The 22313-nt window shown below is 56.2% G+C and carries 12 protein-coding genes and 1 tRNA gene; 8 read left to right on the top strand and 5 right to left on the bottom strand.

Features of this window, described 5'->3' with window-relative positions; all coding sequences use genetic code 11:
* The first annotated feature begins 15 nt into the window (after positions 1-15).
* Positions 16-1074: a sugar phosphate isomerase/epimerase family protein gene (locus tag RE6C_RS06620; protein WP_008655013.1), complete on the top strand. Its 1059-nt coding sequence runs from the start codon at positions 16-18 to the stop codon at positions 1072-1074.
* Between the two features lie 136 nt (positions 1075-1210).
* Here the strand turns inward: RE6C_RS06620 and RE6C_RS06615 are convergent, their stop codons facing one another.
* Positions 1211-2905 carry an ATP-dependent DNA ligase gene (locus RE6C_RS06615; protein WP_008655012.1) on the bottom strand — a complete coding sequence of 565 codons (1695 nt, stop codon included), beginning with the start codon at positions 2903-2905 and terminating at the stop codon, positions 1211-1213.
* 362 nt (positions 2906-3267) lie between these two features.
* Here RE6C_RS06615 and RE6C_RS06610 point away from each other — a divergent pair, with 362 nt between their 5' ends.
* The 4 genes from RE6C_RS06610 to RE6C_RS06585 all read left to right on the top strand — a co-directional run bounded on the left by RE6C_RS06610 (position 3268) and on the right by RE6C_RS06585 (position 10419).
* Complete coding sequence (locus RE6C_RS06610; RefSeq protein WP_008655011.1) at positions 3268-6456, top strand: type II secretion system protein GspD; 3189 nt, start codon at positions 3268-3270, stop codon at positions 6454-6456.
* A gap of 851 nt (positions 6457-7307) precedes the next feature.
* Positions 7308-8015, top strand: a complete 708-nt coding sequence (rpe, locus tag RE6C_RS06595) for a ribulose-phosphate 3-epimerase (protein ID WP_008655006.1) — start codon at positions 7308-7310, stop codon at positions 8013-8015.
* Positions 8012-8593: a histidine phosphatase family protein gene (locus RE6C_RS06590; RefSeq protein WP_008655005.1), complete on the top strand. Its 582-nt coding sequence runs from the start codon at positions 8012-8014 to the stop codon at positions 8591-8593. The genes rpe and RE6C_RS06590 overlap by 4 nt, the downstream gene beginning before the upstream one ends.
* Positions 8594-8994: 401 nt before the next feature.
* Complete coding sequence (locus RE6C_RS06585) at positions 8995-10419, top strand: Gfo/Idh/MocA family protein (RefSeq protein WP_008655003.1); 1425 nt, start codon at positions 8995-8997, stop codon at positions 10417-10419.
* A gap of 316 nt (positions 10420-10735) precedes the next feature.
* On the opposite strand, the gene RE6C_RS32755 is transcribed toward RE6C_RS06585, so the two are convergent.
* The 3 genes from RE6C_RS32755 to RE6C_RS06565 form a co-directional block, all read right to left on the bottom strand.
* Positions 10736-11176 carry a hypothetical protein gene (locus RE6C_RS32755; protein WP_236617994.1) on the bottom strand — a complete coding sequence of 147 codons (441 nt, stop codon included), beginning with the start codon at positions 11174-11176 and terminating at the stop codon, positions 10736-10738.
* A 715-nt stretch (positions 11177-11891) separates the two neighbouring features.
* Positions 11892-15686 carry a secretin N-terminal domain-containing protein gene (locus RE6C_RS06570; protein WP_008654993.1) on the bottom strand — a complete coding sequence of 1265 codons (3795 nt, stop codon included), beginning with the start codon at positions 15684-15686 and terminating at the stop codon, positions 11892-11894.
* Between the two features lie 245 nt (positions 15687-15931).
* A tRNA-Leu gene (locus RE6C_RS06565) sits at positions 15932-16016 on the bottom strand.
* Between the two features lie 312 nt (positions 16017-16328).
* Between RE6C_RS06565 and RE6C_RS06560 the strand changes: the two genes are divergently transcribed.
* Complete coding sequence (locus RE6C_RS06560; protein ID WP_039961376.1) at positions 16329-17672, top strand: Y4yA family PLP-dependent enzyme; 1344 nt, start codon at positions 16329-16331, stop codon at positions 17670-17672.
* A gap of 95 nt (positions 17673-17767) precedes the next feature.
* Here RE6C_RS06560 and RE6C_RS06555 read toward each other — a convergent pair whose 3' ends face one another.
* Positions 17768-19018 carry a cupin domain-containing protein gene (locus RE6C_RS06555; RefSeq protein WP_008654990.1) on the bottom strand — a complete coding sequence of 417 codons (1251 nt, stop codon included), beginning with the start codon at positions 19016-19018 and terminating at the stop codon, positions 17768-17770.
* A 194-nt stretch (positions 19019-19212) separates the two neighbouring features.
* On the opposite strand from RE6C_RS06555, the gene RE6C_RS06550 reads away from it, so the two are divergent.
* Both RE6C_RS06550 and RE6C_RS06545 read left to right on the top strand, forming a co-directional pair.
* Positions 19213-20397 (top strand): aldose 1-epimerase family protein, encoded by a 1185-nt coding sequence (locus RE6C_RS06550; protein ID WP_008654989.1) that lies wholly within the window; start codon positions 19213-19215, stop codon positions 20395-20397.
* Complete coding sequence (locus RE6C_RS06545) at positions 20390-22306, top strand: serine/threonine-protein kinase (RefSeq protein ID WP_008654988.1); 1917 nt, start codon at positions 20390-20392, stop codon at positions 22304-22306. Before RE6C_RS06550 ends, RE6C_RS06545 begins: the two co-directional genes overlap by 8 nt.
* Positions 22307-22313: the final 7 nt, after the last annotated feature.

The following is a 22313-nucleotide window of genomic DNA, read 5'->3' as shown; positions in this document are numbered from 1 at the left end:
CAAGGAGCCCACCTCGTGAAATCCCACCCGAAGTCTCACCCACTGTCAGCCTCTCCATCGTCCGCTTCCAAATCAGCCGTCGATCGTCGGCAGTGGTTGAGCTACGCCGCGTTTGGCGGTGCCGCGATTGCAGCGGGATCCTCTCAAGCCGCGACGGTTGCCACCGCGGCTTCGCCCAACCAAACGCAACCGAAGTACAAGTTCAAAAAGTCGATCAATCTTTGGGCGTTCCCCTACCCCGACAAGATGTCGCTGAAGGAATGTTTGCAACTGGCCAAGGACGCTGGCTTCGACGGGATCGAGCTGAACTACGACCTTGACAGTGATTTGTCGCCGAAGTCGGGCACCAAAGAGTTCACCGAGATTCGCAAGATGGCCGACGAAATCGGCATCGCAATCAGTGGCGTGTGTTCGTTCCTGTTTTGGCCCTACCCGCTGACCAGCAACGATCCTGCCGAGCGTGCTCGCGGAATGGAGCTGGCGGGCAAAATGACGCAAGCGGCTCATGATTTGGGGACGGAGAACTTGCTGGTCGTGCCCGGTGCGGTTCACATGCCATGGCGAGAAGATCACGACCCGACGCCCAACGACGTTTGCGACCAACGGGCTCGTGAAGCGATCGGAAAGTTGCTTCCTCAAGCCGAGAAATTGAACGTCAAACTGAACATGGAAAACATCTTCTTCAATGGCTTCTTGATGTCACCGATGGAGATGGCTGACTTCGTGGACAGTTTCCAAAGCGAACACGTGCGAGTGCATTTCGACACGGGCAACATCATGGAATACCAATTCCCTGAGCACTGGATTCCGATCTTGGGTGACCGCATCCAAAACGTTCACTTGAAGGAGTACACCAAAAAGGGAACGGACCATTCGCTCGAGGCATTCCGGCCATTGCTCGACGGCACCACGAACTGGCCCGCCGTCTTGGAAGCTTTCGACACGATTGGCTACGACGGCTACCTCACGTTTGAATACTTCCACCCCTACGCCCACTTCCCCGAAGCATTGATCTATCAAACGTCCGATTCACTCGATCGCATGCTCGGCAAAGAACAACCGCGACTAACCTGAGCATCGATCGACGCCGCTTGATCGAAGTACTGTAACCGACCGACCCCATTCGGTCGGAATGCCGTAACCGACCGACGCCGTTCGGTAGGAATACTGTAACCGACCGACGCCGCTCGGTCGGCTACCCCCACCCAGCTCAACCCCCTCCCTCCGAACCATTCGCAATCACTTTCGACTCCGCCTCCGGCAACATCGCGATCAAATCAGCCAAGCGATCAGCGTCGGCCGGTTGCTTGTCGGTTCGCCAGCGAACAATGCGAGGGAACCGAGTTGCGATGCCCGATTTGTGCCGCGTGCTTCGTTGCAAGCCTTCAAACGCCAGCTCCATCACCAGCTCTGGTTTGACGCTTCGAACCGGCCCGAAGCGTTCGGAAGTGTTGTCACGCACAAACCGGTCGACCTTGCGAATTTCGGCGTCCGTCAAACCGCTGTAGGCCTTCGCAAACGGCACCAGTTTGTCTTCGTCCCAGACCGCGAATGTGTAGTCCGTGTACAAGCTGGCTCGTTTGCCGTGCCCTCGTTGCGCGTAAATCAAAACCGCATCCACCGTGTGCGGCGCGAGCTTCCATTTCCACCAAACACCGCGAACGCGACCGACGCTGTACGGGGCATCCAAACGCTTGATCATCACACCTTCGGCCAAGACATCACGACTAGTCGATCGAATCGCGGCGAGGTCATCCCAAGACTCAAACGACAACGGTTCGTTCCAAACGACGCTGGGTGGCTGATGGATGCTCAGCATCTTCAGCAACGCGTCACGACGATCCGCCAATGGTTTCGCTCGTAGGTCATTGCCATCCAGTTCCAAACAATCAAACGCGTGGAACATCACGGGCACTTCCGTCAGCAACTTCTTGCCGACCGTTTTGCGTCCGATCCGGCGTTGCAATTGGGCGAAGGGCAGCACCTCGATCGCCTGCTCGGAATCATCCGAAGCCGGTGAGATGAGACGGCTGGCCAGGATCTCACCATCGATCACGGTTCCATCCGGCAAAAACTCCGCCGCACGTTCAATCTCGGGCCATCGATTGACCATCAGGTCTTCGCCACGAGACCAGATATACGTTCGCCCCGCACGGCGGATCACTTGGCCTCGGATGCCATCCCATTTCCATTCGGATTGATATTCCGAAGGGTCGCCGAGTATTTGCCAATCGGGGCCGTCGCCTTCCGCGTTGGCATCGTCCGCCAAAGCGTGAGCCAGACAAAACGGATACGGCCGGCTGTGGGTGGCGTCGTTCAAATCCGTCGAATGCAGCCGCTCGATGAATTCAGGCGTCGGATCCCAATCGCCCATCAACCGGTGAGCGATCACATCGGCCGGCAACCCGTTGGACTCAGCGATCCCGCGAGCGACCAACCGCGAGCTCACACCGACGCGAAATGATCCGGTGATCAGTTTCATCAGAATCAATCGCGAAGTGCCCTCGGTTTGAGCCCACATTTGTCGCACGGCGTCCGATTGCTCGGATTCGTCCATGCGGGCCAGCGGAAGCACGTCATTTTGCATCCAATCCGACAAACTTCGGAAATCCGCATCCGATGAGTTTCCTGCCGGGACCAGCAGTGAGATCGTTTCGGCCAAGTCTCCGACTGAATCGTAGGACTCCTCGAACAACCAATCCGGAATCCCGGCCGACTCCGCCGCCAAACCTCGCAGCAACCCCGTGGAAACCAAGCGTTTTACGCGACGACCGGCCAGCGAAGCGATGGCCCAGGCGGCATCTTCGGGGGATGCGGCGGACATGTACTGGGCGATCGCGGCGACCTTTTCGTTGGTCTTCGTCGTCTGATCCAGTCGCTGGAAGAGTTCGGCAAAGAGTTTCATGCGAGGATCGCGTTTTCAGGTTGACAAAAATTCGATTTGTTCACTCAAAGCCGTGTTGACACTGGTTGTCCGCAATTCGTATTGCCAACCTCGCTAGGAAGGTTTTCGTGCTGACTCATTGGGTTTATTCCGTCACGACGATGGGATTCTACCGAGGAGACCAGTTCGAAACGCGGAACACTCCGGTGTTCACGGCCGACAACCAGTCCACCCATGGTGAGTCTGGGCGAGAGCTTTCCTGCACTTTATGGATTTCATGTCTCACGCGAAGAAGGAGAGTCGCGTTGAACCGCTCGTATCATCCGCTAAGGCGGAACCGGTCATGTCCTGAGGGACAGACCAAGGATGAATTGGGTCATTCGATGACCGCGATGACCGATGCCCCTGTCAAAGCGGCCTCTGCTAAGGAGACGTTGATGTCGACGCTGGAAACTCAATGGCGACACAAGGTCACCCGACCATTGGTGTCGCTGTCCATTGCTTCGTTGCTATCGACCGCTGTCGCAGTCCCGAATGCATCGGCCCAGTTCACATTGCCACCAACCGACTCGACCGCGAAAGTAGCAGCGACTTCGAAAGAAACGCCTGCTTCGTTGCCGTTGGCTGTCCGTCGCACGGAAACGTTGCGATTGGTTGCCGCCGGACGTGCCGCGCTCGACAAAGGCAATGTCAAAGACGCTCACTTGTTCGCCAAACAGGCACAATCCTTTGGATTGAAAGAGCATGAATTCCAAGCCGGCGACGCTCGTCCGTGGCAATTGCTTCTCGATACCCAAGCCGCCGCTCGTCGGACTGGCGTGGATTTGGAGGCATTGGTCAAACAGGCAGCCAACCCAATTATGCAAACCAGTGGCAACGCCGCTGCGGGTGCTCCTTCCATGGTGCAACAGGCCGGCGGCGCAAGCCCAACGCCTGGTGGCATTGCTCAGGTCCAAGCTGCACTGCCGCTTGGCAATTCCGAAGGCGACCGTTTGTTCCGTGAAGGAATGGACTTGTTGTCGCAAGGAAAGAAGACCGAGGCACGCCAAGCATTCGTGAAAGCCTGGACGTTTGAGTCCGAGCTCGACACGCAAACTCGCCGTGCGTTGCAAGACAAATTGACCTTGTTGCAACCGTCGCGTTTGCCTTCGGCAACCGCAGGCCAACCCCTGTCGGCGATGGACAAAGCGGACCTCGAAGCCCAACAACAAACCCGACGCTTGTATCGCGAGATCACGACGGAATTGTCGAAGGCCAACGAGAAACGCACCGAAGCTCCAATGGATGCTGTCGACGATCTCGAACGACTTCGTCGTCGAGTCGAAGGTGCCAGCATCGATGAAGCATCCAAAGCATCGCTGGCGGCCATGGTCGACCGAGCTTTGTCGGATCAAAAGACATACGTCGAACAGCATCGTGCTGAAATCCAATTGGATTTGGCCAACGAAGCCGTTCGTTCTGAAATGGCAACCGAAGCCGCCAAAGAAGCTCGCATCGACGATGAAATTTCATCGCTGGTCGAGACCTTCAACGACCTAATGGACGATCGTCGCTTCCACGAAGCCGAAGTGATCGCCAAACAAGTCGGTGAGCTGAAGCCAGGTTCGCCGATCGCCCAAAGCATGTTTAGCAGCAGCCGCATGGGCGTTCGTCTTCAAATGAATGAAGAGATCAGTGCGGACAAGGAAGACAACTTCAATCGAGAAATGTTGTCCATCGACCGAGCTTCCGTGCCACTGAATCCCGACCGTCCGTTCGAGTTCCCTGAAATTCGTTCCTGGGAAGAACTGTCGCGTCGTCGGTTGGCCCAAGGTGCCGAATCGAACCTGACGCCAGCCGAACAACAGATCAAGCGAAAACTCGAAACCGAAGTCGAAGTCAAATACCGCGATCGTCCGCTGGGCGAAGTCCTGGATGATTTGTCGAACATGACCGGTGTGCCGATCGTGATCGACAACCGAGCCTTGGCTGCGATTCGTTTGAACCGCGAGACTCCGGTTTCGCAGAACATCTCGACTCGCATTTCGTTGCGAAGTGCTCTGAACATCATTCTTGGCGACCTCGACCTGACGCACGTCATCGACAACGAAGTGTTGAACGTGACCAGCAAGGACGCTCGCCGAACGATGGTGGAACGTCGCACTTATCGGGTCGCTGACTTGGTCACACCGATTCCGAACTTTGTCACTGGTTACGATGATGGTTTGCGTGGTGCGTTGCGAAACGCCTACCAAATGATCAACCCTCAAACTGATGTTCAAGTCGTGCCCGTCTCGGCATCGGGATTGGGCGGTTTTGCCGGCAACAACAATGCGGCATCGATGAGCCCCAATATGCTGGGCCAGTACAACACCGGCGGCAGCTTCGCCTCGGCCGGCGGTTTGGGTTCGCCCAGCAACCTCGGCGGTTTGGGTGGTCAGTCGATGGCTGACTTCAGCCAACTGATGCAATTGATTCAAACAACGATTGAACCTGAGTCGTGGGAACAACTCGGTGGCGTCGGCACGATGGCACCGTATCCACAGAACTTGTCGCTGGTCGTCAGCACCACAAGTGATGTGCACGATCAAATCGTTGACTTGTTGGAGTCGCTTCGCCGTCTGCAGAACTTGCAAATCACAATCGAAGTTCGCTTCATCACGTTGTCCGACACGTTCTTCGAACAAATCGGAATCGACTTTGACTTGCAGTTCGATGACAACGCTCCTGGTTTGCCAGGCGATGACAGCGGACCAGAAGTCACGATCGGGCTGGACGCCGACGGAACTCCGACGGCGGACCTCGACATTCGACTGAACCAAAACAGTGGTGCCACGGTGCCATTCGGTGCTCCTGACCCTGGTGCGATCTCCACACTCGGATTCGCCATCCTCAGTGACATCGAAGCGTACTTCTTCCTGCAGGCCGCTCAGGGGGACAGTCGTACAAACGTGATGCAAGCTCCGAAGGTAACGTTGTTCGATGGTCAGATTGCTTCGATCCAAGACCAGACCTCGCGTCCCTTCGTGACCAGTATCGTTCCCGTCGTCGGTGACTTCGCCGTCGCACAACAGCCCGTCATCGTTGTTCTCGACGAAGGCACACGACTGAACGTGCAAGGTGTTGTCAGTGAAGACAAACGATTCGTTCGCTTGACGTTGATTCCGACCTTCAGCCAGATCGGTGAGGTGAACGAATTCACGTTCCAAGGCAACTCGACGACTCGCAACACTTCGAACCGCAACGTTGACACCAATGGTGACGGCGTGATCGATGAAGAAGACGAGCAAGAAGAAGAAACCATCAACCAAGGTACGACGGTTCAACAACCGACGTTCGCATTCACCACAGTCAACACGACGGTGAGTGTTCCCGATGGAGGCACGATTCTTCTGGGTGGGATCAAACGAATGAGCGAAGGCCGCAATGAACGTGGCGTGCCGTTCCTCAGCAAGATCCCATACGTCAGTCGATTGTTCCGCAACACCGCGGTCGGTCGACAGTCCAGCAGTTTGATGATGATGGTCACACCACGAATCATCATCCAAGAAGAAGAAGAGATCGCTCAAACCGGATTCGATCCGGGACGCTGATCGAGAAAACGCCCCACATCGGTCACTCGGAGGCGTCCTTCCGCCGCCGAGTTCGGTGAACCAGGGTCTTTTCCTTCAACACATCAACGGTCGTCGTGAGTTCTTCGGAACATACGACGGCCGTTTTTTCGTGCGCGGCCGAAACTCGTCGGCTTGGAGGTCGCGCGGTTTTAAAGTGCCGCTTTTCGGCGGATTCACACACGGCGTACCTCTCCCGAAACAAAGTTTGGGGAGAGTTCGAGCGACGCCGTTCAGGCGTACGCGAGAGTGAGGGCCGAGCATGGGAAACGGCGTGCACTTCCCTCCCCGGTCCGACCTTCCGAAAAGAAAGGTGATGTAAAACTGCTAGATCTCCTGGTGGGAGCGAGACGCTCAGAATGCTTCTCCAGCCGCAAATGGCCCGATCCGCGAAAATCGCTGTTGCCGAAAGCAAATTTTTACGGAGGATTCGACGCCATTGCGGTTGCTAGCAAATGCCGGTTGTTTTGAATTTCTGCATTGCGTCCGCCATTGTGGCTTGGGGGAGTCCCCCTGAATTTGGCCTGCCAATTGACAGCGGCCCGGGGACTTGATCAATCTGTTGCCCCATCGATGCAATCGTGTGTCGTCAAATCGCAAGCAGCCGCCCGATCGGATCGGTTTCGGCTGGCGAAAATTGGCACGGCGATCGCATCACACCAACACAATGTGGGCATTTCGCTGCCAAGGCGGCGAGGTGCGATCGAGAAACGAGGTGAACCCGGTTTTTGCCGTGTTCGCAGAGTGATCTCGGTTGAACGTCTTTGGACGTTTCCATGGGCCACATCGCGTGTTCCCTGTGTGGTGAATCCATTCCCCGATGAGACAACTGTATGAGCCGAGCGAAGCTCGATTCCATCCGTGCCGCTGGGCCGGCAATTTTGCCGAGCCTTTTGCAATGCGATTTTGGTGACTTGCGCACCGAGATCGAGAAGCTGACCGTTGCTGGAACGCGCGTGTTGCACTTGGATGTCATGGACGGCCACTTTGTGCCAAACCTGACCTACGGCATGCCCATTGTCGAAGGTCTGCGTCGTCACACGGACATGCCGCTGGACGTTCATCTGATGATCAGCGATCCGGTTGCCTATGCGCGACCGATGGTCGATGCCGGCGCGGACATGCTGACCTTCCATGTGGAAGCAGTCGAGGACTCCGTCGAAGTCGCTGGAAAGATTCGTGACATGGGCGTCGGCGTCGGTGTCGCGATCAATCCCGACACGGACTTTGGCAAACTGGATTGCTGCCTTGATTCAGTCGACATGGTCCTGGTCATGAGCGTCAACGCAGGGTTTGGCGGCCAAAAATTCAATCCAGTGTCGCTGGACCGTTTGCGAAGCCTCAAAGAACGCAAACCAGACTTGCTGCTGGAAATCGACGGTGGCATCAAAGCCGAGACGATCGGTGAGGCTCGTGCCGCCGGTTGCGATCTGTTTGTCGTCGGGTCCGCGATTTTTGGACAACACGATTACGAAACTGCGATCAACGTATTGACGCAGGCCATGCATGGTTCGCCTCCTTCAGCGGGAGACCAGTCATGATTTCACTTTGGCCCAAAGCCGCTTCCAAGCTGGTTTTGATTCGCCCCGGTGCGACCACCTTTGATGAACAAGGTCGCATGAAGGGCAACCTGGACATGCCGTTGTGCGAACGCGGCCGCATGCAAGCTGAATCGCTCGCCAGCGAACTGGCTGGCATTCGCCTCCATGCGATTTACTGTGCACCCTGCCAATCGGCGGTCGAAACAGCGAAGTGTCTTTCCGAAGGACGTGACCTGCGTCCCAAGGTGATCGACGAGTTCCGCAATGTGGATCACGGTTTGTGGCACGGCAAACTGATCGAAGAGATTCGTCGCAACCAACCACGGCTGTATCGCGAATTGTGTGATACGCCGGAATCGACCTGTCCTCCCGGCGGTGAACCGTTGCACGAAGCCGCACACCGAGTGGGCAAGGCAGTGCGTCGGATCTTGAAACGCAATCGCAACCAAGTTGTTGCCTTCGTGATTCCTGATCCGTTGGCATCCTTGGTCGCCAGCCAACTGAAGGACGAAGCGTTGCCACAAATTTGGAAAGTCGAAACAGACGCCGGCAACTGGCAATTGATCGAAACATCTTGATTGAGAACTTGCTTCACCGGCAACGACTCTCATGCGTGCCCGGCCATTCCAGGCGGATGGACTGCACTCGAAAGTCGGGCGATGAGGCCACCTGATAGGCCGCTTCTTCACGGAAGCGGCTTTTTTCGTGTCATTGCGCCGAGTTCCCCCAAAGGCGTTTCTAAAGTGAACGAATCGTCAATTACGTCGATCCGTCGCACAAAGACGCTGCCAATCGTTCTTGCGGAAAGATTGTCCTGCCTCTATTGAGTTGTTAATCTAGGCGCTCAGGTGAAGTACAATTCGATTCACGGATCTCCGTCACCCATCGCGTCTGTCTACGATATCTTGTTGCAAACTGACGCGACGACGGTTCGCCTGTTCGCCCACCTACCTTTCCCTTCCTTTGGAACTGTTTGTCCATGACCTCGAAAACAAACCGCCGCCGTTTCATTGGCCAATCGGCCGCATTGACCGCGGGAGTCGGCTACTTTGCCGGTACCAGCGTGGCACAAGAAGAGTCGCCCTCCGCATTGAACTCGCTGTCAGCGGCCTGCATCGGCGTCGGCGGCAAAGGCGGTAGCGACACCAGCCACATCGCCAATCAAGGCGTCAAGATCGCCGCGTTGTGCGATGTCGACCGTGACACACTGGCAAAGAAGGGTCGCGAATTCAAAGACGCGGAACAGTTCGACGACTTCCGCGAAATGTTGGACAAACTGGGCGACAAGGTCGACATCGTGACCTGCAGCACGCCTGACCACACGCACGCGGCGGCATGTGTTAAAGCCATGAACATGGGCAAACACATCTACTGCCAAAAACCCATGACCTGGTCGATTCGCGAAGCTCGCTTGATGCGAGAAACCGCTGAGAAGACCGGCGTCATCACCCAAATGGGCAACCAAGGCACCAGCGAAGATGGTCTTCGCGAAGCTGTGGAAGTCATTCAAAGCGGCGCGATCGGTGACGTCAGCGAAATTCACATTTTCAGCAACCGTCCCGTGTGGCCACAAGGTGGCGGACGTCCTGAAGGCGAAGACCCCGTGCCGTCCTCGTTGAACTGGGATGCTTGGATCGGCCCGGCCCCGATGCGTCCGTTCGTCAAAGGCGCCTACCACTCGTTCAACTGGCGCGGTTGGGTCGACTTCGGAACCGGTGCTCTCGGTGACATGGCCTGTCACACCACCAACATGCCTGTCAAAGCTCTTCAGTTGTGGGACCCCATCGCGGTCACCGCTGTGAAGAACCCCGGCATCGTCGAAGGCGAACAGTACCCCGGCAGCAGCTCGCTGATGTTCGAGTTCCCAGAACGCGAAGGTGCCGATGGCAAGATGCTGCCACCTTGTAAGTTCTACTGGTACGACGGCGGCAACCTGCCACCGGAAAGCATCATCTCGCAGTTGCCCGCTTCGTTCCAAAAACGCGTCCAAGCACAACGTGACGGCGGACGGAAACAATCCGGTGCGGTCATCGTCGGAAGCAAAGGCCTTGTGTTCTCACCCGACGATTACGGAGCCAAGTACTACTTGCTTCCCGAAGACAAATACGTCGACTTCAAAAAGCCCGAACCTTGGTTGCCTCGCATCCCATTCAACGCCAGTGGCGACGAACGACACAAATGGGAATTCGTTAGCACCATCAAGGGCGAATACGAGCCCGGCACCATGTCGAACTTCGGCTACGCTGGCCGCCTGACCGAAACCATCTTGGTCGGCAACTTGGCCATGCGTGCTGGCGAAGGCCAACGCATCGAGTGGAACGCCAAGGAATTAATGAGCCCCAACGTCGAAGCCGTCAACCAATTCGTCCAACGCGAATACCGCGACGGTTGGGAATTGGGCTGATCCGCCTCGCGGCCGATTTAGCCAATCAAAGAATGACAAATGCAAAGAGCCCGGTATCCACCGGGCTCTTTTTTTAATCTTGCAATGGCAGCAGCCACTTCCCCAGTCACCACCCACTTCACAACCCGAACGCGTAGGCGAGGGACCACACGAAACCCCGGAGAGCTCAGCCACCAGGTGACGTAGGCCAGGTCTCACCTGGCAACCAACCGATGCTTTGGTACAAAGCGAGGCGTCTAGCCACAACACTCAACGCAGCCCATCAATCACCCAGTCAGGTACAACCTGGCCTACACACAACACACCCGGGTTCAATTCACTTCAAGCGAGTCGATGCCGGCATGACTTGTGGCGTTCCAGTTTTCGCAGGCGAGGCGATTGCGTTGGCGGGTTCACCCTGACCATTCTCCGGTGCATCGTTTCGGTCAACCATTGCGATGTCGACCGAGTTGGATGAACTCGAACGAGCAATGTTCCACGTCCCGACAGACGGCGGCAGCTCGCTCGCTCGTTCTCGTACCGTCGGTCGCGAAATCGTGGTCGTGGTCAAACCGCTGCTAGGCGATGTCTTGCCTGACGAAGCTTGTTGCCAAGCCCGGAAGTCAGGTGAATAGCGGTTGGCGAGTGCCATCGCACTGTCTGTTTTCGTTCCTGGCAGCAGAACGTTGGTCGGTTGTCCCTGCAACGTTTTGCCTTCCTTGGTTTTGAACGATGCACCAAAGAGATGTGACGCTGTTCGCCACCAATCGCATCCCACGGAATCCAAACGCTGTACGATGCGCCGACGTCTGACTGGCTGAAGTGGCTGGTCAATTGCTCTGGTGTGAACTCAAACCGTTTGACCGCAGTCTTGGGGTCTTCGGCCTTGTCATCGAAACCATGAATCACCAGCGTGCCGTCGACTGGTACCGAACGAGTTTTCTCGTCGTAGAAGAAGATCCGTCCGCCGAATCCTCGTGTTGGAACTCGGCCGACTTGCGTCAACGATTCGGTTGACCATACCGCAGCCAATTTAGCGGGGTTGGGATAAGGCTCAGGCGCCTTGTCCTTTTTCGCCCATGGCATCCGCTCCAGCAGGCTCTTTTTCGGAGCCGCACTTTCGGACTGCGTCATTGACGCACATCCGGTGCTGAGTGTCAAACTGACCAAGCAAGCCCCAAGTGTCACTCGGGATGCATTTCGGGCGCGAGATTTCAATGACATGTCTGGGTCTCTGCTTTGAGGGTTGACCGCGAATCTTTTTCCCAACGCGGAAAGCGTTCGGATTCAAACTCACGACGACACAAATATTTACAAGCGAAGTTGGCTTCAACGAGAACAGTTGCGGGAAAGTTCTCGTCGACATGACAACGACGCCGTCATCTTTCATCCGTGTCGGGACGGCCCCAATCGGATGCACTTCTACTTTGCCACTGCACACTTGCGTGATTGCAGGACGCGAATCACGCGAGTGTGCGATGGCAATGGACTCATTACTTCGAACGGTTGAAGTTGAACCAACGTTTCTTGGTCGCGGCTTCTTCACCAGCGGGTTTCTCCGCCTCTGGTTTGGAAGGTGTCCGAACGGATGCCTGTTTAACAGGAACCTGCGAGGACGATCCGTTCGTCGTGGCTTGTTTGGTCGGTACCGATCCGGTGAAACCTGCTCCCGTCGCTGGTACGCTGCCTGACACGGGTGCCGGCAACATTTCATTGGGAGCCGACAACACTGGTGGCGGCAATTGATCCACTGGCACACCTTGTTGAGGTGTCGGCATCGATCCTTGAGGAGCCTCGATCCAATCGTTGTGGATGATCGACTCGCCAGGATTCAACGTCACGTCCGATGGCAGCTGGTTCGTTGTTCCAGGAACGACTTGTCCTTCGACTGAATTGATGACGCTACCAGGAGGAACCATGCCTCCCTTCATCGCCCGTCCACCACCGGGCATATCAGCCGCGGGGAAGACATCGACCGTGGGATGGATATCGGGATAGATCGTTGGCCCGACCGCGGGCCCCCACAATCCATAACCGCCCGACAATCCAACATCGCCGTGCATTTCGACGACGTCGGCCAAGCACCAACTCATGCGGCTGGATTCAACCTGTTTGACGTACTCCAGATCTTCGTGGCCGGTCACCAAAATCGGTGTCATGACCACCAGCAATTCGCTGCGTTGTTCAATCTCCGAGTCATATTTGAAGAACGTTCCGACAACAGGAATGTTCGACAGGTAAGGCACACGACGCGTTCGGTTCTGACGAACCTTTTGGATCAATCCACCGAAGACGACTGTTTGCCCGTCGAAGGCCGTGATTGTGGCCTGAGCCTGGGTTCGATCGATCGCAGGAACGAAAATCGGCACATCATCTTGGAAGGCACCAATGATCTGGCCTTCGTTGTTGTTGATGTCGCTGCGGCTGGCATCGATGGCCATAAAGATCATTCCATCGGCACCCACACGCGGTGTCACTCGCAAGATGATTCCGATCTCCTCGTCTTCGATCCCAATGATGGGTTGCGAAGCCGTGCCGCCGGTTCCTCCAGTGAAGGACAATTCGGTTGGACGCGGGAAGCTCTGGCCGACTTGGACAAAGCCTTCCGTGTTGTCCGCAGTCATGATCTCAGGTCGACTGAGAATCTGCAGTCGGTTGGCAACACGCAAGGTCCGCAAGAACAGGTTGACTGACTCGCTGGCCGCAGAGAAGACAAAGCCACCGGAGTTGAGACCGCTCAACTGAGTCAGTTGGCTGGCGTTTGCTCCAAAGCTGGTCAAACCTTGCGACGCGAGGCTTTCTTGCCCAAACGAGTTGGCGTTGGGAAGGTTGGTCCCACCAAAGTTGAAACCCGGAGTCGATGCTGGATTTCCCGTAGCGATCGCACCGGTTGCCTTGCCACGATCGAACAACAACGAATCTTGCAATCCAAACTCGCCGCCGATTTCAAATCCGTCATCCAGTTGGACTTCGGCGATCAATGTCTTGATCAAGACCATCGGTGGTCGTCGATCCAAACGATCGATCAACTGACGGACTTCTTCGTAGATCCGTGGCGAAACGCTGAGCAACACGCTGTTCGTTTGAGCTTCCGCAACCGCGACGATGTCACGATCTGGAAGGTCCAACGGACCAAGACCCTGTTGGAACTGCGTGATGTTATTTCGAGATTGAGCCCGCTGTGAAACATAGTTGGTGATCGCCAGCGCGACGTTCTCAGCGATTTGGTGTTTCAGCCAAATCACTTCGGTGATGCGTTCAGCAAACCCTTCGCTGTCGAGTCGCAGCAAGATGCTTTCGACCACTTCCAAATCTTCCGCCGATCCGCTGGCAATGATGCTGTTGGTGCGGATGTCGGTTGAGAAAACGAGCGGAGTCAAAGCACTCTCGGACGCTGACAACGATGGCAACTCACCAAGGTTGCCCGCACCGACGCTGGTACCATTGGTCGCCGCATCATCGCCGAACAAGTTTTGCAGGGCGGTGGTCAACTGCGTCGCGTCACCGTTCTCAATCGTGAACACTTTGACCAGCGAATCAATGCCGGGTGTTTGATCGAGTTGGCGGATCAGTTCGCCGATCAAAGGCATGCCGCCGGCCGGAGCACGAACAACCACCGCGTTGACATTGCTGTCGGCAGTGATCACGGCACCACTTAAAATTCCCGAATCGAGAATCGGGTTGCCGGGCGAATTGAGCGAAACGATTGACAAAGAAGTTGCCGCGGTCGTCGTGTCACCAGCGATGTTTTCGGGCTCACCCGAGATCGCATCTTGCAACACCTCGACCATGTCTTCCGCTCGAGCGTTGGTCAAAGGGAAGACTTTGATCTCAGCGGTCGATGGAATCTTTTGAACGTCGATTTCTTCCACCAAACGTGTGACTTCGGCAAGGTCACGCGGCGAGGCACTGACGATCAGCGAATTGGTTCGATAGTCGGCTGAAATCCGAACGCGAACGCCTAGACCGGGCCGATTTTCTTCATCGCCACCGGGCTGGTTGGTGAAGAACGTTTGAATGGTGGCTTCGGCGTCGGTGGCCGATGCGTGTTGCAAACGGAAGACTCGCAAACGATCCGTTTCGGGAATCGGCTGGTCGATCTTCTCGATCAAATCATTGACCGCTTCAATGGCTTCCTTGCGACCGATCAACAACAACGCGTTGGGCGAGTCCAGAGCGGTGATGCTGACATCGCCTTGGCGAGCCGACAACACGTCTTCGTAAAGCTGCGTCAACAATGCCGCGACGGCGTTGGAATCGGCGTGCTGAAGCTGACGCACTTCAATCTCAGGCTGAGTCAGCTTGCTCTTCTCTTCGATGTCTTTGACGATATCCATGACGCGTTGGATATCGCGTTTGTTGCCTTTGACGATGATCAGTCCCGATTCAGGAACAAACTGAATCTCGGGATCACCGATTGGGCCGGCGGGATCTTCGCCTTCCGCGTTGGGATCAGCCGCGGCAACATCTGCTGCCCCATCCGGTGCCGCGTTCCCGCCTTCGTTTTGAAACGCCGCGGTGCGGAAGTTTGGCTGGGTTCGGTTGGATGCCGGTCGTGCTGATGTTCCCGAACCCGTTTTGGGATCGAGGTCTCGCAACAAACGGATCGCACGTTGCACCGAAGAGATCTTCGCATGCTGCAACATGTAGACGCGAGTTTCTTCGCCGGCAAAACGAGGTGCTTGGTCGATCGCTTGGATCGTCTTGCGCCACGTGTTGTGCATCAGCGGGCTGGTCGTCAACGTGACCGCGTTGGCACGACGATCGACTTCGACTCGAGTCGCACTGCCGCCACGTTTTTCCATCGTCAACGTGAACGATGCTCGCTCGCCGTTTCGGCTGGTCGTCACCGGCACGTCTTCGCCAGCGATGATACGCAGAGCGTCTTCGACTTCTCGCCAAGTGATGTTGACCAAGTGCACGGTGATTGGCGTTGCGGCCTGTGAACCGGCGGCTTGAGCCATGTTGCTGGACAAGGTCGCTGCGTCTGCGGCGATGCGGCTTTGCAGATTCGGCGGTGCCAGAACCAACAATCCTCCACCTGGACGATCGTCGGGAGTGATGGTCACACCCGGCTGATCGAGATACTGCAGACTCAGACGTGTCGCCACCGAATCGGCCACCGAGGCTGGCACCTTGAGATGCTTCAGCTGCGGCTCATTGGGACGCTGAGCGGAGACGCCCATGGCTGTCGACGTCGCGATTGCCAGAGCAAGTGCGACTCGTTTTGCGGTCGCCAACTTTGCGGAACGCTTCCGTTGATTGAATCGAATGAGCTTGCCGGTCACGGTGCCACCTTGTGTTCGAATGAATCGGCGACCGAGTTTTCTCGCTCACCGGTGCAGAAAGCTCCTCTGCACAACCCGTTACTTCGTCACAACCGGACCAATCACTGCAATCAAATTGAGAGGCAGCGTCGGTTGTTACAAAACGCAGGGACACAAAAACGGCACAAAAAAAGCCCCCTCGTCAGGCACCGTTTGCAAAAACGGCAACCACACAGGGGGCTAATTCGTTGAAATTTTCAATCAAGTACGGATGAGAGGATTCGAACCTCCACGCCCTTATCGGGCACTAGATCCTGAGTCTAGCGCGTCTGCCAATTCCGCCACATCCGCGGGCAAAGCGGCAGGATATCGTCTCAACTCGATGTCGACAAGTCGCTTCCTGCCGGTCGTGGACACCTCTCGCCAAGGAACGGTTTAAAAATAACTGTTGAGCATTTTGTGCCGGAATCACCGATTGAATGCTTCGTGTGCGAGACACCTGACGCTCGCCTCCCGCTCACTGGTAACCTCGACCGGATGAACCACAGCCCCCTTCCATGCCGCCCCAAATCATCCGTTCCAGACTCAGCCCCCGACCACGCGATTGAGCTTCGCAGTCGTTGCCGAGGAGTGGTTCCGCTGGATGCGATTTGGTCGCCGTGGATGATGCAGTTGGCTGCCGAAGCCGATCAAGTCAAACAGCTGATTGAGTTTCACGGCTCACCAGTCAACGTGTTGTCGACCGACCCCATGCGGTCCAACATCAACGACCTTCAAAAAGTCGCCGAGCGTGCCAACGTGCCGCTGCAAATTCACTTCGCTCGCAAAGCCAACAAGTGTGCCGAATTCGTCCGCACCGGACTGTTGGAATCCATCGGCTTTGATGTCGCCAGCGAATCCGAATTGGAAGAAACACTCGATGAGCTACATGGATCGCCGCAGCATCCTTCGAAGGATCCAATCCTGTGCACCGCTGCGGTCAAACCGGCCAGCTTAATTCGTTCGTGCGTATTGAACGATGTCGTGCTTGTGATCGACAACAAAGATGAACTCGCGACCCTGCGTGAAACACTTGCTGGTTTGGGACCAACCGAACCGAAAGCCAGAATCGCGTTCCGTCTGCAGCATTGTCCGACCAAATTCCCCGGCCTGCCATCGCGTTTCGGAATGCCAGCCGACGAATTGACTCTGCTGGCAAAATCTCTTTGCGACGAATCTCGCATTCAGGTCGTCGGCATCCATTTCCACGTCCACCGGTCTCACGAGCAATTCGCACCATCGTTCACAAAAGCGTTGATCGAGGAAGCACTCCACGTCGTCGATCGCGTTCGAGGACTTGGGCACACGGTCGCGTGGTTGGACATTGGCGGCGGCTTTCCCGTCAACTATCTCCGCGATCAAATGCAGTGGCAGCGTTTTCTCACAAAAGCTCTCGCCTCCGTGGAAACAAACGGCCGTTTCGCTTCGGATCGAAAACTGACGTGGAACCAGCGTCCGCTAGCCGACATCGATCCGGCATGGCAACCGCTCAGCGCGGCGAATTGGATTCGCGAGGTGCTCACGCCGTCGCTAGCCAACGAAATCAATCGGCGGGAACTGATTTTAAAGTGCGAACCCGGCCGAGCCTTGCTGGATTGCTGTGGCTTGACGATCGCGGAGGTTTTGTTTGTCAAACGTGACCAAAATCGCAACCATCTGATCGGCCTGATGATGAACAGCTCGCAATGCCGAACAACCCGCGATGATTTTCTGGTCGATCCGATCGTCATCTCCGCCTCGAAGGCCTCAGCGGAGCAAACGAAAAAGACTGATCACGCAGAGATGGAAGGCTACTTCGTCGGTGGCTACTGCACCGAGTCAGAGTATCTGATGCAGCGAAAGTTTCGATTTCCAAACGGTATTTCGCGTGGCGACTTCGTGCTGATTCCCAACACCGCCGCCTATCAGATGCATTTTGCCGAGAGTCGGGCTCACCAAATGTTATTGGCGGAAAACGTTTTCATCTGATCGAACACCGTCACCAAAGCAAAAACGCGAACACCTCGGAATGAGACGCTCGCGTTGCTTGCTAGATTCAGTTCAATCCGATCGAACGAATCGGATCAGCTACCCGCTTTGGGCAGATCGGTGTGGGCGTTGGGGCCGAAGTAACGCAGGCCAACCAAAGGTTCGCTGCCCAGGTTCTCGATCTCGACACCGTTGGTGGCTGCAACGTGGCTGATGAACACTTCGTCGGTCGTGTTCTCGCCGAAGCGAATCATCGCAGGCGTTTGCAGATCCAAGTTTCCGATTCGGCCGCGGCCTTGAACGGTGATCCAGCTGCTCGCCGCACCGTCTTTCAAAACGCACTTGGCACCGGGAGCAATCGTCAGCTCTTTGGCGCTGAACAATTGCTCGCCATCGACCGTGCCGTAAACGATCCACAAATCTTCATAGCCATCGCCGCTGCGTTTTTCGTCGCGAACTGGCTCGAGATAATTGCTGTTTTTGAAGTGGGTGTCGACGTTCTTATCCCAATCCAATTGACCGACGATGAAATCGAGGTCTTGGTGTTTGTCTTCGGGCATGTCTTTGACCAGCAACGACCAAGGCACATAGCGGCCTTCGACGATCGATTGGTACATGCCGAACACGTCGCTGCCCCATTGTGGCTCGTACGTGCACAACGAACCCGGTGCGTGCAAGACTCCCGGTGGGATCAACCAACCTGTTCCTCGTTTCAGGCGGTAAGCACGGCTGAGGTCCAAAATGCCGTTGTCGCCTTCGTTCCAATTTTCCAAGCAACGACGAACGTCTTCGGGTTGAGTGCCTGGCTCCAAGCCCATGAACGTGTACGAGAAATTGTTGTCGACGTTGTTCAACTGTGGCGGGAAGTAATAACTTTCCGGCTTGCCTTCCTGACCGACCAGCTCCGCGTCTTCGAACGACTGGTGCATGTGGTGGGGGATGGGGCCCATGTTGTCAAAGAATTTCGAATACACCGGCCAACGGTTGTACTTCGAATAAATTGCTTCGCCGACGATGTCGTTGCCGCGTTCGGCGACCGCATCCTTCAGCATGAATTTTTTGCCTTCGAACAAGCAAAAACTTTGACCTTCGTGCCACACTCGGCCTTCGTTGGCCGCGTCGGTGGTGCTGCCGAACCAACGTTCGTCAATTCCGCCGCGATCCGCACCAAAGCGATAGTAATCCGAAGGATGCAGTTTGATCCGGCGTCCAGGGTGCAGGAACGAACGCGGAACCCAGGTCGGAGTCAACCGCAGTACACCACCATGGGCGTCCATGGCAGAATCGAGGATACTGGAAACGCTGTCGCCCTGGATTAATCCTTCGTCTAACTTCACGGTGCTCATCGGGTGCTCGGTTGGGAGGCGGTGGAGATGGGATGATGAATGATAATTCGCATGGAACACAATCAGCACGAATTGCGCCCAGACCGTTTCCAGGACATGTTTTAGGCCGCAGCGAAGGTCTATACAAGTTCAGAGGCCGGGTCCAGAATGCCCCGGCTTCGCACGCCACCCTCGAATTGAATTGGAAGCCCTTCATGGCCACCGAATCCATCGTTGTCCGAGAAGTCGATGACCGTGACCAACGCATCCAGTGGGACACGAACAGCCCGCTGCACCTGGATTTGTCGACCCGAGTGGGCGATTGGACGATCCGGCACGGAATCTTCCGCGGCGGCGTCAGCGAAGGCGTCGAAATCGTACGGCTGAAGAACAGTCGCATGCACGTCGATGTTCTGCCGACGCGTGGCATGTCGATTTGGCGGATCGAGTGCGATGGAATTCGTTTTGGCTGGCATTCACCAGTCAACGGACCGGTTCACCCGAGCCACGTTCCCGTATCGGAACCCAGCGGATTGGGTTGGTTGTCGGGATTCGATGAACTTGTCGTGCGATGCGGGCTAGAAAGCAACGGTGCCCCTCAGCACGATGCCAACGGAAAACTCGAATACCCGCTGCACGGGCACATCGCCAACACGCCCGCGGATTCATTGTCGCTTGAGTTTGACGAAGCTAGCGGCCGCGTCGAATTGATCGCCGAAACCATCGAAACACGCCTGTTTTTCAAGCGTTTTCGAATGCGTTCGCGAATTCGCGTCCACGCCGATCGCACCGAAGTCGAACTGCTCGACGACGTGACGAACGAACTCGCCATGCCGCGAACGATGCAAATGCTCTACCACATCAACCTGGGATCGCCGGTCCTTGGCGAGAACAGTCGCCTCGTTTCAACGCTTGATGAACTGGCTCCCAAAGACGCTCACGCGGCCGAACAAATTGACCGTTGGGATGAATTCGATGGTCCAACCACCGGCGAAACCGAACGCGTTTACTTTGGCCGACCTCGGGCCGATGAAACCGGTTACACGCACGCGATGTTGATGTCTCCCAAACAGAAACGCGGCTTCGCGGTCAGCTTCAAAACGTCCACCTTGCCCGCCTTCGTCTTGTGGAAAAACACCGCGGCCGAAACGGATGGCTACGTCACCGGATTGGAACCTGCAACCGGTTTCCCAAACCGACGCGGATTCGAAGAACAACAGGGCCGGTTGGTTGACATCGGTGCCGGCGAAACAAAATCCTTCCGCATCAAATTGCGTCCTCTGATGGATGCGGATTCCGTCGAAGCCACCCGACAAAAGATCCAATCGCTCTCCGATGAAGGCGAGCCGACTGAGATTTCGCAAGAACCGCGAAGCGATTGGACGGACCTCAATGGCTGAGCCAGAACAGCTGGGGCCCTACCAGATTGAAAGCGTCATCGGTCGCGGCGGCATGGGATCGGTCTACCGAGCCAAGCACGCGAAATCCGGCGAAGAAGTCGCGGTGAAGTTGATCGCTCAACACGTTGCCGACGACATGCGTTTTCGACGACGGTTCGACGCGGAAGTCGAAACCCTGCGACGATTGCGGCATCCGGGAATCGTTCGCTTGATCGGCTACGGCGAAGAGGCCGGACAGCTTTTCTATTCCATGGAACTGGTTCGCGGCGAAACACTCCAAAAACGAATTCGCGATGTCAAACGCCTGGGTTGGTTACCAACCTTGGATATCGCATCGCAGGTTTGCTCCGCTTTGAAACACGCTCACGACATTGGCGTGATCCATCGCGACCTCAAACCAGCCAACTTGATTCTAACCGACGCTGGCGAAGTCAAACTGGTCGACTTTGGAATCGCAAAACTGTTTGGCTTCGGTGAACAAACCCTGCACGGATCGGTGCTCGGGACCGCTGACTACATGGCTCCCGAACAAGCCGGCAGCCATTCGATCACACCTCGCACCGATTTGTACGCACTCGGCAGCGTGATGTATGCGATGCTGGCTGGGCGAGCCCCATTCGCGGGAAAGAAAGTCACGCAAGTCGTCGAGGCCCTGCAACGCGATCGTCCGGTTCCATTGGATCTGATCAACCCAGACATCCCGGCCGAAGTCGTCGAGATCGTTCACCAGTTGCTAGAGAAAGATCCGGCCGACCGTCCCCCGACCGCCCTCGCGGTGATGAATCGACTGAAGGCCACCCGCGCGGGTTTGCAACGTGGCCGCACGCTGAACGAACAAGCCTCCCGCACGCAACTCGGCGACGAAGACTTCACGCCCGAATTGCCACCCAACTTGGCTGGCGATTTGGACACACGAGGCCACCATCACACTGACGCCTCTCGCGAGGTTTCGCCAGATTTGCCGACCAACGAAACCGGTGGTGATCATCCGACCGGACGACGCGTTGTGGCAGGCGATCATCCGAGCAACCTTGCCGATCCGCTGACCGATCCGGCGATGACCAGCACCAACGATTCGGCGACCCAATCCAAAGGAAACAACGAACCGGTCAAGACTCATTTTCAAACGATTGATTCCAATTCGCCTCCCGGCGGCTATCTGTCAGACCTGCATCGCGCTGAAGGCTCGGAATCCAATTGGGTCCAGTGGGCTTCGATCGCCGGCATGGTTTTGGTTCTTCTCGGTGGCCTGGGATTGTTCGCTTACTCGATCCGAACTCCTTCGGCATCGACTTTGTTTGAGTCTTTTCAAGCGGCCGAAGTGAACGGAGACCTCGGATCACAATCATCACGCATGACTCAGTTCTTGAATGCGTATCCCGACGACGAACGTGCTGACCAAGTTCGCGAGTGGCAACGTTCGGTCGAACTCGAATCGACCTACCGACAGCTGAAGAACCGAGCGAGGACGGCGGGTGGTTCATCCAAGATGCCTCCCGCGGAACAGTCACTGTTACAAGCCTTGTCCCTACGAGAAACATCGACCGCCGATGCGGCAGAACAACTGCAAGCGTGGCTGGATGTTTACTCCATCGAAGTGGATCCCGAATCCGCCGGGTACGTCATGTCACCCGGCGACAAACTCAAGCACCGACTTCGGCAACGAGAGCTTGAGCAGTTGGAAGTACTGGTTCGTGATGAACTGGAGCGATTGAAAGAAGATCCATCCGACCACATTGCCAACAGTCAGCGGGAACTCGCCCTGCGTTCACGTCTCACGACCGCACTCCGACTCCCGCGAGATCAGAAAACGCGAGTGTTGGAAGGCATCATCACGCTCTACGGAGACCAAGAATGGGCGGCAGAAATTGTCGGCGAGACCAAACAACAATTGGAATCGATGGAGTGAAACAAAC

It is taken from the genome of Rhodopirellula europaea 6C (genome assembly GCF_000338295.1).
Lineage (GTDB): Bacteria > Planctomycetota > Planctomycetia > Pirellulales > Pirellulaceae > Rhodopirellula > Rhodopirellula europaea.
The sequence above is the reverse complement of the archived record's forward strand: the minus strand, read 5'-3'. Positions and strand labels throughout refer to the sequence as shown.